Raw genomic sequence first — 15,400 nt, forward strand, 5'->3', positions numbered from 1 at the left:
CGCCGCGATCGGCCCTGCCGCCCAGCGCGGCGACGCGGAAGTCGCCGGGTGGCTCGGCAGAGCGCAGGCCCAGGATCGAGCCTTGACCTCAACCTTGGTTCTGCTTCTAGATTCTGCGCATCGGACACACCACGCCGCTGCGGCGACAGCCGTAGGCGGCGGAGCAGAGAGGCACGCCATTCATGACGACTACTGCTGACCAGCCCGGCCCATTCTCGTCCGTGACCGTGCTCGGTCTCGGCGAGATGGGCACGGCGCTCGCCGAGGCGTTCGTGCGCGGTGGGCACCCGACCACGGTGTGGAACCGCACGGCGGCCAAGGCCCGGGCGCTCGTCGAGCGGGGAGCACGGCAGGCCGCGACACCTCGGGAGGCCGTCGCGGCCGCTCCGCTGGTGATCGTCAACGTGAAGGGCAACGCGACCGCACGCGAGATCCTGGAATCGGCGGGTGCGGATCTGGTGGGTCGGGCGGTGGTGAACCTGACCGACGGCACCTCGGCCGAGGCCAGGGCGGTCGCCGGCTGGGCTGCGGAGCAGGGTGCGGAGTACCTGCACGGACAGATCCTGACGATCGCACCCGGCATCGGCCGGGCCGAGTCGGTGATCTTCTACGGCGGCTCGGCGGCCGTCTACGAGCGGCATCGGTCGGAGCTGGCGCTGTTGGCCGGTCGAGGAACGCTGGTCTCGGCCGACGCCGGAGTGCCGACCCTGTACGGGATGGCCGTGCACGGCACCATGTGGGGCACGCTCAACGGATTCCTGCACGCGGCGGCGCTGCTGTCGAACGAGGGCATCGAGGTCACCCGATTCCTCGAGCAGGCGGCACCCTCCGTGTCCGCGCTGCTCGCCACCCTGCCGTCGATCGCCGCCGAGGTAGACCGGGGCGAGTACGCCACGCCGTACGGTGCGCTGCGGCACCACCTGCCGTCGATCGAGGACCTGGTCCGGGAGAGCCGGGCACGCGGCATCGACCACGAACTGCCGGAGTACACGTTGGACCTGGTCGGCCGGGCGCTCGACGCGGGTCACGCGGACGACAGCTACTCGCGGCTGGTGGAGCACTTCCAGGCTCGGTGAGCGCCGTCGGCCGGGCTCGACATCGTCCGTGCCTGCCGATGGGGTCCGGCCTACGAGGTGACTCCCGGGCTCGGCCTCCTCCGAGGCTGAGGGCGGGTGGCGGCCCCGTTGCGTGCGCTGCCGAGATGCGGGCAGGCCGCCGTGGCTACCGCAGGGCGGAGTTCGCGCGGGGATTCCGTCATGCGAAACCCCGTCGGGGGCGAGCCCGCAGGAGGCACGTCATCGCAAGCGGCAAGGTCATCCGCTGCGACCGAGGCCAGCATCGACGGTCGCGGCCTCCGGCCCCGCTGACAGCGCCACCCCGACCAGACCCAGCCTGCCTCACGCCCTCGGTCATCACGACGACGGAGAGCGTCACAGCCAGGACGGCGGACCACTCTCGACACCCGGCCCGCCGTGCCGCGAGTCGTCGGGCGCGGCGACGACGTGGCAGGCGCCTCGGCCGTCGGCCCGGGCGACGATCCGGCCGGACTCGATCCGGACGGCGATCTCGGTCCCGTCGCTGACCGCAGGCACTCCGGCGGCCGAGGCCAGGGCGCCCGACTCGTCCAGTACCACCTGGAGCCGGGGCCACGCGGACTCGGGGAAGGCCTGCCGAAGGCAGCCCGCCAGGTCCGCGAGCACCAGCCTGGCCAACGGCGCCAACTCGCCCGTCTCCCCGGTGACCAGCACGGCGGTGACGCGCGTACCGGCAGGCACGGCACGCACGGCGTCCTCGGCGGCGGCGAGGCGATGCAGCCCGAGCACGGCCACCACCCCGTCGCCGAACTCGGCGGGAACGTCCCGGACCAGGTCGATCGACGCAGGAGGGGACCACGAGGCGTCGACCGGCTCGGCCTGAGTGAGGAACGGCGGGACCGTCCAGCCGTCGTCGAGATCGAGATCCACCGCCTGCTCACAGGCCTTGACGACGTTGAACGGTTCGAGGAAGCCGGGAGCGGCGGCGGCGAGTTGGCTCGCGCCGTGCAGGGTCGTCAGCACCGTCTCCGCCACCCGCACCAGCCTGCCCGGTCGCGCACCCCGCAGCGCCGGTCGTCGCGCGGCGACATCCTTGCGGGTCAGGTTCTCCAGCGCCAGCCCCAGCAGGAGCGCGTCCAGCTGCATGAGCTGCGCGAAGGGCTGCCTGGTCCGCCGCTCCACGAGGATCTCGGAGAACAGCTCCATGCCGAGCCGTGCCGAGCCGTGGGGCTCCTCGGTGTCGGCGAGCGGAAGTCGGGCGACCCAGGCGCGGGCCAGGGCGCCGAGCGCCTCGCGGGGCGTGCGGCCGGGCTCCTGATAGGACGGTGCGGGCTGCTGCCCGGCGATCTCGGCCAGGACGGCGAAGTACAGGGCCCGTTTGCCGGGGAAATTGGAGTAGACGGCGCCTCGGGTGAGCTCGGCCCGCTCGGCGATGGCGTCGACCTTCGCGTCGCGGAACCCGCGATCGGCGAACTCCTCGCGCGCCGCCGCCAGCACTCTGGCCCGGTTGCGCTCCTGCATCTCCGCCCGGTTGAGCCTGGCCATCGTGCTCCTCGTCCCGACGATCCGTCGTTCGCCCGTCGGTTCAAGATACCGACGGCATGTATATGATGAGAACATCTGATTGAAGCATCTGAAATTGGAGCGCGCATGGCAGCCGTCAGTGCCCAGGACCGCATCCCCGAGATCGACCTGTCCGATCCGGAGTTGATGCGGGACCCCTGGTCCCGGTACGGGGCGGCGCGCGAGCGATCACCACTGGCTCGACTGCTGATCCCCGGACTCGGCACGATGTGGGCCCTGCTGCGACACGACGGCGCCAGGGCGATGCTGAGCGACCCGCGATTCGAGCTCAATGCGGGCAGTTTCGCCCATCGACCGGCCGTCGCCGAGGAATACCTGCCCTACCTGCGGACCATGCAGGAGCTGGAGGGACCGGAACACCACCGACTCCGCAGGCTGGTGGCACCCGCGTTCACCGCGCGGCGCGCGGCGCGATTCCGGCCGAGGATCGAGCGCATCGTCCACCGTCTGCTCGACGAGCTGCCGGACCACGTCGCGGACGGCACCGTGGACCTGCAACGGCACTTCACCCGGCCGCTGCCGATGGACGTGATCTGCGAGCTGGTCGGCATCCCGGAGTCGGACCGGCCCCGGTGGCGGGAGTACGGCGCGATCATCGCCGCCGGTCACGGTGCCGGGCTGGCCGAGGCGATCCCCGGCATCGTCGAGGGCGCGACGGCGGCGGTCGCGGTGCGACGCGCCGAGCCCGCCGACGACCTGGTCTCCGATCTCCTCCGTGCCCAGTCCGAGGACGGCGACCGACTGGACGACGTCGAGCTGGTCACCCTGATCTGGAATGTCGTGCTCGCGGGCCAGACCCCGACGCACCTGGTGGCGAACTCCGTGGCGGCCCTGCTCGACCACCCGCAGCAGCTCGCCGCGCTCCGCGCCGACGACGCACTGCTGCCCGGCGCCGTCGAGGAGCTGACGCGCTGGTGCGGCCCGCAGCTGCTGGCGATCCCCCGGCAGGCACGGGAGGACGTCGAGATCCACGGCACGCTGATCAGCAGGGGGGACCGGGTGACGGCGGCGCTGGCGGCCGTCAACGGCGATCCTCGGGTGTACGCCGACCCCGACCGGCTCAACCTCCAGCGGACGCCGGGCGCGGCGGGACACCTCGGCTTCCTGCACGGTCCGCACTTCTGCCTCGGGGCGTCGATCGCCCGCGTGCAGACCGAGGTCGCGCTCGGCGCGCTGCTGCGGCGATTCCCCGACCTGGCGTCGGCAGGCACCCCGCAGCGCGTGCCCGATCCCGGCAACTGGCGACTGGCCGCCCTGCCCGTGACGCTCGGGGCGCCTGTCGCCGATCCCGCTCCGTCGTGAGCGGGAACGGCGTGGACGAGCTGCACGACGACCGGCAGGAGCCAGGACGGAGTGCTGGCGACCGGCGACGACACCGCAGATCGCCGTGCAGGCCCCCGCGCGACAGAAGAACCCCTGAGCCGCCGAGGCGCGGCGGGCGTGCTGCCTGCCGGTCGACGATCGTGCCGGACCGACGTCGCTGCGGCACTCCGCCGCTCCGAGGGGATCACGGCGGCCGGGCGCCGAGGCCGGGCGCAGAACACGGCCGAGGTCGGGCAGGCCCCACAACGTCGTACCCGGGCGGCGCCGGTAGCGCCGACGTCCACACCGGCCCGGCCCCGACCACCCACGACCCCACCCGACCCGCCCAGCCGAGGAGACGCGCCCGAGTGCCTGAGATCAGCGAGGAGCTGCCGACCTGCTCGTTCTGCGGAAAGAGCCGCCGACAGGTTCGACGGCTCATCGCGGGACCGCTCGGCGTGGCGATCTGCGACGGGTGTGTCGAGCAGTGCACCGAGCTGGTCGCCGACGACGCGGAGTCCGCCCGCGACGGCGTCGGACCGGTCGAGCCCGACGGCAGGCCAGCGGGTGCACCGCCCCGCCCGAGGCCGCACGAGATCCACGCGCTGCTCGATCAGTACGTGGTCGGGCAGGACCAGGCCAAGCGGGTCCTCTCGATCGCGGTCTACAACCACTACAAGCGGATCGACGCGAGGACGGCCTCCGTCGGACGTCATGCCGCCGAGAAGGACACCGTCGAACTCGGCAAGTCGAACGTCCTGCTGATCGGCCCCACCGGCTGCGGCAAGACTCATCTCGCCCAGACGCTCGCCCGCGCGCTCGACGTGCCGTTCGCCATGGCCGATGCCACCGCCCTCACCGAGGCGGGCTACGTCGGCGAGGACGTGGAGACCATGCTGGCCGCGCTGATCCGGGCCGCCGATGGCGACGTCGAGCGGGCGGAGAACGGCATCGTCTACCTCGACGAGATCGACAAGATCGCCCGGCGGAGTGCGCATCCGTCGACCACGCGAGACGTCTCCGGTGAGGGTGTCCAGCAGGCGCTGTTGAGCCTGCTGGCGGGCCGGATCGCGGAGGTCCCCCTCCACGGCGGACGCGGGCGGCCGGGTGACGAGCGTGTCGCACTCGACACGAGCAACGTGCTGTTCATCCTGGGCGGGGCCTTCACCGGGCTGGATCGGATCGTCGAGTCGCGGTCCGGCGGCGGCCTCGGCTTCGGTGTCGACATCCGCCCCCGGCAGGCGAGGGCACCCCTCGAGGTGCTGCCCGCCGATCTCCAGCGCTTCGGGCTGATCCCCGAGTTCATCGGCCGGATTCCGGTGGTGTCGCTGCTCGAGCCGCTGGGCACCGCCGCGCTGGCCCGCGTGCTCACCGTGCCGCGCAACGCGCTGATCAAGCAGTACCGACGCCTCTTCGCCATCGACGGCGTGACACTGGAGTTCACCGAGGACGCCGTGCACGCGGTCGCCGAGCAGGCGCTGCTGCGCGGCACCGGCGCCCGCGCGGCCAGGGCGATCCTGGAGGAGGTCCTGCTCGACCCGATGTACGAGGTGCCGAGCCGAGCCGACGTGTCCACGGTGGTCATCACCCGAGACACCGTGCTGGCCAAGGTCGATCCGACGCTGCGGTCCCGATCGCGGCCCGCGTTCTGGTCCGAGCGACACGACCGCTCCGCCTGACCTTCGCCGGGCGCCGGGCGCCGGGCACCGAGACCGGCGAGGCGCCCGAGGCCCGCGAGACCCGGCGCCAGACCAAGACCCGGCGCCAGTGGCGCCGCCTCTCCTCAGCCCGCCCGACGGGCGAAGGTGATGATCTCGATGCTCTGCTCGGTGACCGGGCTGCGGTCCCAGTCGCCGAACTGCTCCTCGACGACCAGCCCCGCCTCGGTCAGGAAACCGGCCAACTCCTCGACGTCCAGGAAGCGCAGCGTGCTCCGGCTCGTCTCGGGCTCCGCACGGTCGGAGGAGGCGAAGGTGGTGGTGAAGCTGACCGTCCGGCCGTCGACGGGGGTGTCCACCTGGTTCCAGGTCCGGATCGTCGCGCCGGTCGGGCCGGTGATCTCCCGGACGTACTCGTCCGTCCACCGTTCCCAGGCGCGGGCGGACGGATTGCGCGTCTCGAAGGCGAACCGGCCGCCCTCGGTCAGCGCCGAGCGGATCGCGGCGAGCGAGCTGCGCAGCTCCTCGTCGGTGACGAACACCTGGAAGGCGTGGCCTGCCATGACGACGAGGTCGAACTCGCGATCCCACGACGTCGAGCCGAGGTCGCCCTCGATCCACTCCACGTCCTCGCGAGTGCGGGCCTGGGCCAGCATCCCGGCGGCGGGGTCGAGGCCGCAGAGCCGCCCGGTGTGGCCCTCGTCGCGCGCCCGGTGCAGCAGAGTGCCGGTTCCGCAGCCGACGTCGAGCACCGCATCGGCGGCCAGCACCAACGGCAGGTAGAAGCCGAAGTCGCCGCGGCGCTCCCAGGTGTACTGCCGGTCGTAGAGCGCGGCGAGACCGGCATCGGCGAACTGGTGATCGACCACGCGGCTGAGGCTGTCATACCGCCCATCGCCCGCACCAGCGATTAACGGCCGTGGACAGGGTCCACGGCGGGCCGGGACGCCTGCGGCGCGGCCACGGGGCCGGACCTGCCGGTGGTTCGACCGTCGTCCCGCCCGACCGAGCCGCCGTCCGGTACCGCAACCGGGCGCCTGCGGGATACCGTGCGCGGATGAGCCGTGTCACGAAGCCCGCGTCGACCAGCGGAGACCTCGACGTCCGCTGGCATGCGGGCTGGCCGTCGCCCAAGCACGATCCGGCTCCGGAGATCCAGGTGCACGCTTACGACGAGCGCACCGTCATCCTGCGGCAGAACATGTCGGTGCACTTCGAGGCACCGTTCCTGTTCCTACTCCTCGGGGCGGACCGGGCCCTGCTCCTCGACACCGGGGCGACCGAGGCGGCAGAGCACTTCCCCCTGCGGCGGGTGATCGACTCCCTGCTGGCGGATCGGATCCGACATCGCCCCGACTACGCCCTCGTGGTCGCGCACACCCACGGTCACGGCGACCACGTGGCGGCCGACACGCAGTTCGTCGACCGCCCGAACACCACGATCGTGGGCCGGGAACTGGCCGACGTCGTCGGCTTCTTCCGGCTCCGGGACTGGCCTGCCACCACCGGGGAGTTCGACCTGGGCGACCGACTGATCGACGTGATCCCCGGACCGGGCCACCAGGCAGCCGCCGTCGTGTTCCACGATCGCGACACCGGGCTGTTGTTCACCGGGGACACCTTCTATCCCGGCAGGCTGTACGTCGAGGACTGGCCTGCCTTCGCGGCCACCGTCGACCGGCTCACGGAGTTCTGCGCCCGACGCTCGGTGACCCGCATCCTCGGCTGTCACATCGAGATGACCACCGCGCCGGGGATCGACTATCCGCGCGGCACCACCCACCAGCCTGCCGAGCCGCCGTTGGCGATGACCGTCGATCAGCTGGGCGACCTCCGTCGCGCGGTCGTCGAGATCGGCGGGCGTCCCGGCGTCCACCGCTTCGAGGACTTCATCGTCCACAATCGCGACGGCGAGTGAAAGTCGGCGGGTCGCGACGTCGAGCGCGGGGCGACGCCGTCTCGTTTCCGCCGCACTCGTCACACCGAGGACGCCGTCCACAATCGACCGTCGCCGAAGGGCCGCCGCACATGACACCGCAGGAGTTCATCGACATCGCACTGTGGTTCCCGGAGTCGACCGAGACGCAGCCCTACGGCCCCGGCGCACTGGTCTACAAGGTCGCCGAGAAGTCGTTCGCGATCCTGGCCGACGGGCCCGCCGAGGAGCCGTCCCGGATCACGCTGAAGTGCGAACCGAGCCTCGCCGTGGAGCTGCGCGCGCAGTTCCCGAGCGTGACGCCCGGCTACCACACGGACAAGCGCCATTGGAACACGATCCTCCTGGACGGCACGGTCCCCGACGACGAGCTGGTGGAGATGACCGTGCACTCCTACCAGCGGGTCGTCGCCGGACTGCGCAAGGCCGATCGGGACCGCCTCCGCGCCGTCCTCGGCGACGACGTGCCGCAGCTCCCGGCGGCGGGCTGACCGCCCCGGCGTCGAAGGACACGCGGCCGCAGGGCGCCGAGACGGACCGGGGACGGCCTTCCGGCAGTCCAGCGTGTCTTCGACGACGTCGATCCAGCCGCCAACCGCGCCTCGCCGCATTTTGCGTCAAGGCGGACCGAGGCGACTTCAGGCGGCCGAATCATCCGGGCGTGGCAACGGTCCGAGTCGATCGAACCAAGCTTGGACGGCGTCCACTCCTGTCCGAAGTAGACATCAATCCTCCGTCGCCGGAACGTCGGCCCGCTGTTCGAGGCGGTCGAGCCGGTCGAGGATCGGCCGGAGCTCATGGCGGACCGCCGTGGCCAGCATGGCGCCGACGTCCGCCGAGGCCGGGGCCGCCTGCGCGTTCGCTGCGGTCTGGGCACGCAGATGGACATACCCGGTGAGTGCGGCGGTGACCGCCCGGCGGGTCGACCGCAGATCGACGCCCAGCCCCCGGAGGACCTCCCCCGCCGCGCCGTCGGACTCGGCGACCAGGCCGAGCAGCAGGTGCTCACAGCCGACGTAGTCGTGTCCCCGCGCGATGGCCTCGGTGACCGTCAGTTCCAGGGCGTTGGCGGCGGAACCGCTGAACCGCAGCGCGGCGGGCCGCTCGGCACCGTCGCCGACCGTCGCCGAGACCCGCTCCAACTCCCGCCCGATCCGATCGGGCTCGATCTCCATGACCCGCAGCACCGGCAGCGCCAGGTTGCCGCCCTCGGCGAGCATTCCGCCGAGCAGGTGCTCGGTGCCGACGGTCGCGGCGCGCTGCTCGCGGGCCCGCGTGATCGCCAGCGAGATCACCGTGCGAGCACGATCGGTGAACCGGGACAGCCGAGCCGTCGGATCGTCCCCGTCCAGGTTGTCCAGCACGGTCCCGCGAATCGCGTTCACCCGCCGCACCGACGTCTCCAACGCCCGCTGGCAGATCGCCGACACGGGGATGCCGGACTCCCGGACCCCCTCGGCCAGCTCGTCCGGCAGATAGATATTGATCTTCGGCATCACGATCACCCTCGTCACTTCTCGAAGACTATGACCCCAGTTATAACCCCACTAGGGGTTATAAACAAGGAGGGGCTCCGACGAGTCCGCAGGAGAACGAGGTTGCACTCGATCTGCGCCGCACGGCGGCTCCCTCGCCGCCCTGCCGCTCGCCGGTGCCACCCGACACCCGACCTGACAGGTTCGACCGAGCTGGTCGCGTCCTCGGTGAAACGGGTCATGTCTTCCCGGCGGAGCCGGCCGGAACACGCGCAGGGGACCCGCTCAGACGAAACGGGTCCCCTGGCGGATGTGATCGCGCCGCACTACGGCAGGTCGCCTGCCGTCGTCGAGCGCAGGCGTAGCGTCCGGCCCGGCGTCAGCCCTCGGCCAGCAACGGCTCCTGGAACTCGGTGACCCAGGCGGACTCGTCCGCCGAGGTCTCCAGGTAGACCTCGCGGGCGTACCCGGTGCCGACCCGTCCCGACGCCTCGATCCAGCGGGCGATCTCCTGGACCACGGCGTCGGCCTCCGTCATCGAGCCGCGATGCACGATGGTCGCGGCCTCGACTGCGGGCAGGTCCACCACCGCGAGCGCGCCGGGAGCGGCAGGCCGCGGTTCCGCCGCCGCGACCGGGCAGGTCGCGTGCACCCGCACCCCTTCGCCGAGCGGCTCGTAGTAGGCGATGCCCGGCCCGGTCGGGTGCAGATCCTCCTCGACGAGCCTGCGGTAGAGCTCGTCGAACAACGGCGCGATGACCGGGCCGATGTCCTGCGCGGCGTAGCTCTCCGCCACCGCGCTCAACTCGGCCACCCGGACGGCGGGGACGTGCTTCACCAGTACCTCGTCGACGGACATGAGTCCCTCCTTCTCGATCACGAAGAGCCTCGCCTCGACCCTGGCCAGCCGCGCCCGATCCGCCGCCACCGCCGCCGCCAGCTCGGCGCGACGCAGCCGCAGCATGCCCTGCAACTCGGTCACATCGATCTTCTCGTCGAGGATCGCGGCCACCTGTGCCAGCGTGAAGCCCAGGTCTTTCAGTGCGATGAGCCGGTTGAGCCTGGCGAGCTGAGCGGCGTCGTAATAGCGGTAGCCGCTCCACTCATCGACGCGGGCCGGGCGAAGCAGCCCGATCGCGTCGTAGTGCCGCAGCATCCGCACCGACACGCGGCCGAGCCTGGCGAAGTCTCCGATGGTGAACATGACGACCTCAGGGATAGGGCCTCACACGGTGTGAGAGTCACGTGGCGAGTGTCGGACACCGGGCTGCCTGCTGCCTCCTGACGACCCTGCACCCGCCCGGCGGCACGCCCCGGCCCGTCCCCTCGGCGCCCCGCCCGCCCGACGCGGTCGCCACACGCGCGGCGAGTCCGCGCAGGCGGCACACTCGGCGGGATGACGGGCAGACGCAGCGCCGGACTCCTGCTGTTCCGCACGCCAGGGCCGGACGTCGAGGTGCTCCTGGGCCACCTGGGCGGGCCGTTCTGGGCCCGCCGCGACGCGGGCGCCTGGTCACTGCCCAAGGGCGAGTACCTCGAGGACGAGCCGCCCGAGGCGGCGGCGCGACGCGAGTTCCAGGAGGAGCTGGGCCTGCCCGCCCCGACCGGCGAACTGCTCCCCCTCGGGGAGGTGCGGCAGTCCGGCGGGAAGATCGTGACCGCGTGGGCCGTGGCGGGCGAGGTGGACCCGGATCGGGTGGTGCCCGGCACCTTCGACCTCGAATGGCCTCGGGGTTCGGGCCGGGTCCGGCAGTTCCCGGAGGTCGATCGCGTCCAGTGGTTCACGCTCCCCGAGGCCGCAGAACGGATCGTGGCGGCTCAGCGGGTGTTCCTGGATCGACTGGCGGAGCGGCTCGCTCCCTGAGCTGCGGCGGCCCGGTCTGCTTCAGCCGCCGCGCGCAGGCCCGCTGACCGCCGCCCGCCGGCTAGGCTGAGAGCCGCGACCGAGTGGGCGGCCGAGGAGACGCGGACGGCCCGGTGGTCGACGTCGTCGAGGTCGGGAGGCGTGCCGTGCGCGAGGATTCGGTCGTACTCGACAGACCACAGTGGACTTCGGGACCACTGTGGACCTCGGCATCGGCTCGTCCGCCGGGCAGCACCGGCACACCCGATCTGACGCGGACGCCGGATGAGCGAGCAGGCGGCCGTCGGACGACAGACCGCCGCCCGCCGATGCGGGCCCGCCGCGCGACCGAAGCCGCCGCGCCGCGCCATCCCGACGGCGGGCCGATGCAGCGCCCCCGGGCGGGCCCCCACGGCCGGGCCACCCGCCGCCGCCGGGCTTCGCCGCAGGCAGTCGCGCGCGCATGACCGTCGTCGGGGAGCGCGTCGCGGCGATCTGGACTCGTCGGTCGGACGGGCGCTGGCGGCTCGCGGGCTCCGGCTACGCCGTCGGCGGCGGGCTGGTCCTCACCGCCGCGCATGTGGTGGGCGACCGGCCGGTCCGAGTGCGACTGCTGGACGACTCCGGCGGGCTCGGGCGCACCCGCAGCGGCTCGACGGTGTGGCGGCGACTGGACGAGGGCTGCGACGCGGCCGTGGTGCGGCTTGCCGAGCCGCCCGCCGCCGCGCCCGTGCGCTGGGGCAGGCTGACCGGCCGCGCGCCGGGGGTCCGCTGCACGGCCGTCGGGTTTCCGCTGTTCAACGACGAGGCGGGACAGCCTGCCCCGGAGCAGCTCGACGGGCGGATCAACCCGATCACCCTGGGAACGCGGGGCAGGCAGGTCGTCGACGTCGAGAGTTGGCCGGGCGGTGCCGCCGAGGAACGGTCGCCGTGGAGCGGGATGTCGGGCGCCTCGGTCGTCGCGGGCGGCCGGGTGATCGGGGTGATCCGATTCGATGAGCGGGAGTTCGACGGCCGCCGCCTCTCGGCGACCCCGATCACCACGCTGCTGGCCGACGAGGAGTTCACGGCGCTGCTGCGGGAGTCGCTGCTCGACGACACGGCGGAGTCCGTCGAGCTGGCCGAGCTGCTCCGGCCGCTGCGGCGTCCCTCGGCGCGCAGCTCCCCCGTGGCACTGCTGCGCCCGGAGTTCGCCTCGGTGCCCTTCTACGGCCGCGACGCCGAACTGGCCGACCTCGCCGACTGGTGCGCCGATCCCGATGCGCAGCGGGTCGCCCTGATCGTCGGCGGTGGCGGGCAGGGCAAGACCAGGCTGGCCTACGAGCTGCTGCATCGTCAGCGGGAACAGGGCTGGGTCTGCGGCGTCCTCACCACCGCCGTCCCCGCCGCACGGACGCCCTTCGCCGCACTGCGCGACACGGCGCATCCGGTGCTGCTCGTCCTGGACTACGCGGAGACCCGCGTCGAGTACGTGCACGAGTTCGTCCGGGCACTGACGGACACCGTCGACCTCCGGCCGGTCCGCCTGCTGCTGCTGGCGCGCTCCGCAGGAGACTGGTGGCTGCACCTGCGCCGCCGGGAGGACTTCCTCAGCGACGCGCTGCCCGCCCGGCCGATGTTCACGCTGGCCCAGATGGAACCGACCGTCGAAGGACGTCGCCGAGCGTTCGACGAGGCGGTGCAGGCCCTGGCGGCCCGGCTGTCCGATCGACCGGATCTGCCGCACCACTCCGTCGACTCGGCGGCCGCCGAGTGGACACCGGATCTCGCGGGCGACGCCTACGGTCGCGTGCTCACGATCCACATCGCCGCGCTGGTGGCGCTGCTGCGTGACGGCCGCACCGTCCCCGCCACGACGGATCGCGGCCCCGGCCCGGTGATCCGACCGGCGGCGTACCCCGGTGGGCGGGCCGATCCCGCCCGAGGCGAATCGGAGCGCGACGACACGACGACCTCGGCCGCCGGGCGCGCGGCGCAGAAGCGGGTCACCGCCGTGTCGACCACCGGCACCGCCTCGTCCGGACCCGCCGCCACGGCAGCCGAGACAGCCCCCGGGCCGGGTCGCAGCGATCCTCTCGCGAGCGGATCGGGCCGGGCGCACGACATCGGCACGGCAGGAGGCCGCCGGACCGCCCGATCCGCCGCGACGACGACCGGCGGCCGAGCGGACGAGGCGTCGCTCGTCCTCGCGGGCGACTCGCGCGCGGCCGATCCCGCGCAGCGCCTCATCGACCACGAGCGGCGGTACTGGGATCGGATGGCCGTGCAGCGCGGCATCGGCTATGCGTCGCTGCGGGAACGGGCCGTCGCCGCACTGCTGCTGCATCGCCCCGCCGACGCCGAGACGGCGATGACGCTCGTCGGACGGGCGATGATGAACGTGCCCGACGCAGGCGACCGCCGGGAGATCGCCCAGTGGGCACGGGCGCTGTATCCGCCGGAGGACGCCAGTGACGGATATCTGGGCGGCTTCCACCCCGACCTGCTCATGGAGCACTTCCTCGGTGAGCTGCTCGCCAGTGAGAACGATCTGTTGCCCGCGATCATCCCCGGCATCGACGGCGCCTCGGCGGTCCGGCTGCTGACCCAGATCGCCCGGGCCGCAGAGCATCCGGAGTTCTTCCCGTGGCTCGGCAGACGCATCGGCGACCTGATCAGGAGCTTCCCGCACGAACTCGCCGTCGCCGCCGTCGCGGTGGCCCCCTCCGCGCGATATCCCCGGCCGATCGCGGAGGCGCTCAGCGCCGTGCTGCGGGAGGAGGCGGACCACGGGCTCATCGCCGCGCTGCACCAGGCGATGCCGGAGCGGTCGCTGGCGCTGGCGGAACCGGCGGTGGAGGCGACCCGCCGGATGATCGACGCACTGGACGCGGACCCCGCCGCCGCGAACGCCACGGCACCGGCAGGCGGCACGTCGGGCGCGAACACGATCGCCGCGCAGGCCGTGCTGGCCGAGTCGCTGCGCAAGCTGGTCGTCCAGCTCGTCAACACCGATCGCGCCTCCGAGGCGCTGGACGCCGCGGGCCGCGCGGAGTCCGTCTACGGGAGCCTGGCCGCCCTCGACCCGGCCCGGTTCGCGGTGGACCTGGTCGAGGCGGGCGCGGTCACCGCGGCTCGCTGTGCCGAGGTCGGGCTGACCTCGGCGGCGATGCTCGCCATCCAGCGCGCCCTTGCCGTGTTCAACGGGCTCGGCGAGCAGGGTCCACGACATCGTCCGGTGTCGGCTCGGCTGCTGGCCTGCTATGCCCGCATCCTCCAGGACACCCCGGACGACGGGTTGAGCACCTTCATGTCGAACCGCGCCGTCGCCCTGTACGAGGGGCTGTACCGGGAGAACCCGCGCGATCACCGGGAGCCGCTCGCCGAGTGCCTCACCGACCGGGCCGATCACCTGTGCGAGGTCGGCAGTCCCGACGACGCCGTGCGCGATCTGGACACCGCGATGGCGCTGTACGAGGTGCTGAGCGACGAATGGCCGGACCGGTACGACGCCGTCATCGTCGGGGTGATCCATCGCAAGGCCGTCGCCCTGCTGCTCGCGGACCGGCCTGCCGAGGCCGAAGAGCACATCACTCGCGTCGTCGCCTTCCTCCGGCCGGCCGAGCAGGACGAATCGGCGGGCAGCGGGCGACTGGTGTCGGCTCTGCTCACCCACAGCGCCGCCGCCCTGCGCCAGGGTGACCTGCTCACCGCGCTGAACACGGCGGAGGAGGCAGGCAAGCTGGCCGACGCACTCGGCGAGGACGACATCCTGGCGCATCTGCCCTCGGCCTCCGAGGCGCGCAGGCACCTCGCCGACTGCTACGGGGCCTCCGGCAGCTTCGACGTGGCGATCTCCCATGCGGCAGCCGCCGTCGAGTCCTTCCAGATGATGAGCGAACGGGAGCCGGATCGCTACGAGCCCGCACTGGCGGTGGCGATGAACACGATGGTCCGCTGGCTGATCGCGGGTGGTCAGGGCCCTGCGGGCCTCACCTCCGCCGAGGAGGCGCTGGCATTGAGCACCAGGCTGGCCCGCCGAAGCCCCCGACGGCACCGCGACGAGCTGGCGGATGCGCTGTCCCTGCTGACCCGGTGTCGCAGCGCGGCGGGTCTGTCCGCCGAGGCCGCCGAGACCGCCGAGGAGGCGGTGGCCTGCTGGGAGCAGCTCGTGTCCGATCGCGGGCTCGGGCGGCATCGGGAGGAGCTGGCCGTCGCTCTGGTCGAGCTGGCGCGTCTTCGTCGTGCGGCAGGCACGGTCGAGACCGCACTGCCCCTGTTCAAGCGGGCCTTTCTCCTGCGGTCCGATCTCGCCGCCGAGCACCCGGAACGGGGCCGGTCGGCCGTGGCGAACCTCGCCGTCGAGTGGGCCGCCGTGCTGCGGTCGGTGGGCAGGCCCGAGGCGGCGAGCGCGATGGCGGCGCATGCCTGGCGACTCGCGACGGCCGACGGGATCGAGCAGGCGCACACCGCGTTACGCCGGGAGCTGCCCCGGCTGTACTCGGCCGCACCGGACGCCCTGGCCGAGGCCTGGCGGTCGGAGTCCGGGGGCGAGCTGCCCGACTGGGTACGTGGCGAGTAGAGGACCC

At 72.7% G+C, this 15,400-nt stretch carries 11 protein-coding genes; 7 read left to right on the plus strand and 4 right to left on the minus strand.

What is annotated here, in order from left to right; genetic code table 11:
- Positions 1 to 221 precede the first annotated feature (221 nt).
- Positions 222 to 1,076 carry an NAD(P)-dependent oxidoreductase gene (locus UA75_RS22995; RefSeq protein WP_198042822.1) on the plus strand — a complete coding sequence of 285 codons (855 nt, stop codon included), beginning with the start codon at positions 222 to 224 and terminating at the stop codon, positions 1,074 to 1,076.
- A 354-nt stretch (positions 1,077 to 1,430) separates the two neighbouring features.
- Here UA75_RS22995 and UA75_RS23000 read toward each other — a convergent pair whose 3' ends face one another.
- A complete protein-coding gene (locus tag UA75_RS23000) occupies positions 1,431 to 2,579 on the minus strand; it encodes a TetR/AcrR family transcriptional regulator (protein ID WP_075742032.1) in 1,149 nt (382 codons plus the stop codon).
- A gap of 105 nt (positions 2,580 to 2,684) precedes the next feature.
- Here UA75_RS23000 and UA75_RS23005 point away from each other — a divergent pair, with 105 nt between their 5' ends.
- Positions 2,685 to 3,920: a cytochrome P450 gene (locus tag UA75_RS23005; RefSeq protein ID WP_075742033.1), complete on the plus strand. Its 1,236-nt coding sequence runs from the start codon at positions 2,685 to 2,687 to the stop codon at positions 3,918 to 3,920.
- A gap of 368 nt (positions 3,921 to 4,288) precedes the next feature.
- Positions 4,289 to 5,599: an ATP-dependent Clp protease ATP-binding subunit ClpX gene (clpX, locus tag UA75_RS23010; RefSeq protein ID WP_075742034.1), complete on the plus strand. Its 1,311-nt coding sequence runs from the start codon at positions 4,289 to 4,291 to the stop codon at positions 5,597 to 5,599.
- Positions 5,600 to 5,703: 104 nt separating this feature from the next.
- Here clpX and UA75_RS23015 read toward each other — a convergent pair whose 3' ends face one another.
- Entirely contained in the window at positions 5,704 to 6,447 is a 744-nt protein-coding gene (locus UA75_RS23015; RefSeq protein WP_075742035.1) for a class I SAM-dependent DNA methyltransferase, read from the minus strand.
- A gap of 188 nt (positions 6,448 to 6,635) precedes the next feature.
- Between UA75_RS23015 and UA75_RS23020 the strand changes: the two genes are divergently transcribed.
- Both UA75_RS23020 and UA75_RS23025 read left to right on the plus strand, forming a co-directional pair.
- A complete protein-coding gene (locus UA75_RS23020) occupies positions 6,636 to 7,496 on the plus strand; it encodes an MBL fold metallo-hydrolase (protein ID WP_075742036.1) in 861 nt (286 codons plus the stop codon).
- A gap of 110 nt (positions 7,497 to 7,606) precedes the next feature.
- The gene (locus UA75_RS23025) at positions 7,607 to 8,005 is read left to right on the plus strand and encodes an MmcQ/YjbR family DNA-binding protein (RefSeq protein ID WP_075742037.1); all 399 of its coding nucleotides are present in this window, start codon (positions 7,607 to 7,609) and stop codon (positions 8,003 to 8,005) included.
- 234 nt (positions 8,006 to 8,239) lie between these two features.
- On the opposite strand, the gene UA75_RS23030 is transcribed toward UA75_RS23025, so the two are convergent.
- On the minus strand, positions 8,240 to 9,028 hold the full coding sequence (locus UA75_RS23030) for a Clp protease N-terminal domain-containing protein (RefSeq protein ID WP_232251112.1): 789 nt from the start codon (positions 9,026 to 9,028) through the stop codon (positions 8,240 to 8,242).
- 340 nt (positions 9,029 to 9,368) lie between these two features.
- On the minus strand, positions 9,369 to 10,193 hold the full coding sequence (locus tag UA75_RS23035) for a MerR family transcriptional regulator (protein WP_075742038.1): 825 nt from the start codon (positions 10,191 to 10,193) through the stop codon (positions 9,369 to 9,371).
- Between the two features lie 192 nt (positions 10,194 to 10,385).
- On the opposite strand from UA75_RS23035, the gene UA75_RS23040 reads away from it, so the two are divergent.
- Positions 10,386 to 10,853, plus strand: coding sequence for an NUDIX domain-containing protein (locus UA75_RS23040; protein ID WP_075742039.1), 468 nt, complete (start codon positions 10,386 to 10,388; stop codon positions 10,851 to 10,853).
- A 442-nt stretch (positions 10,854 to 11,295) separates the two neighbouring features.
- Positions 11,296 to 15,393: a S1 family peptidase gene (locus tag UA75_RS23045; RefSeq protein ID WP_075742040.1), complete on the plus strand. Its 4,098-nt coding sequence runs from the start codon at positions 11,296 to 11,298 to the stop codon at positions 15,391 to 15,393.
- Positions 15,394 to 15,400: the final 7 nt, after the last annotated feature.

This window comes from Actinoalloteichus sp. GBA129-24 (assembly GCF_001941645.1).
Taxonomy (GTDB): Bacteria; Actinomycetota; Actinomycetes; order Mycobacteriales; family Pseudonocardiaceae; genus Actinoalloteichus_A; species Actinoalloteichus_A fjordicus.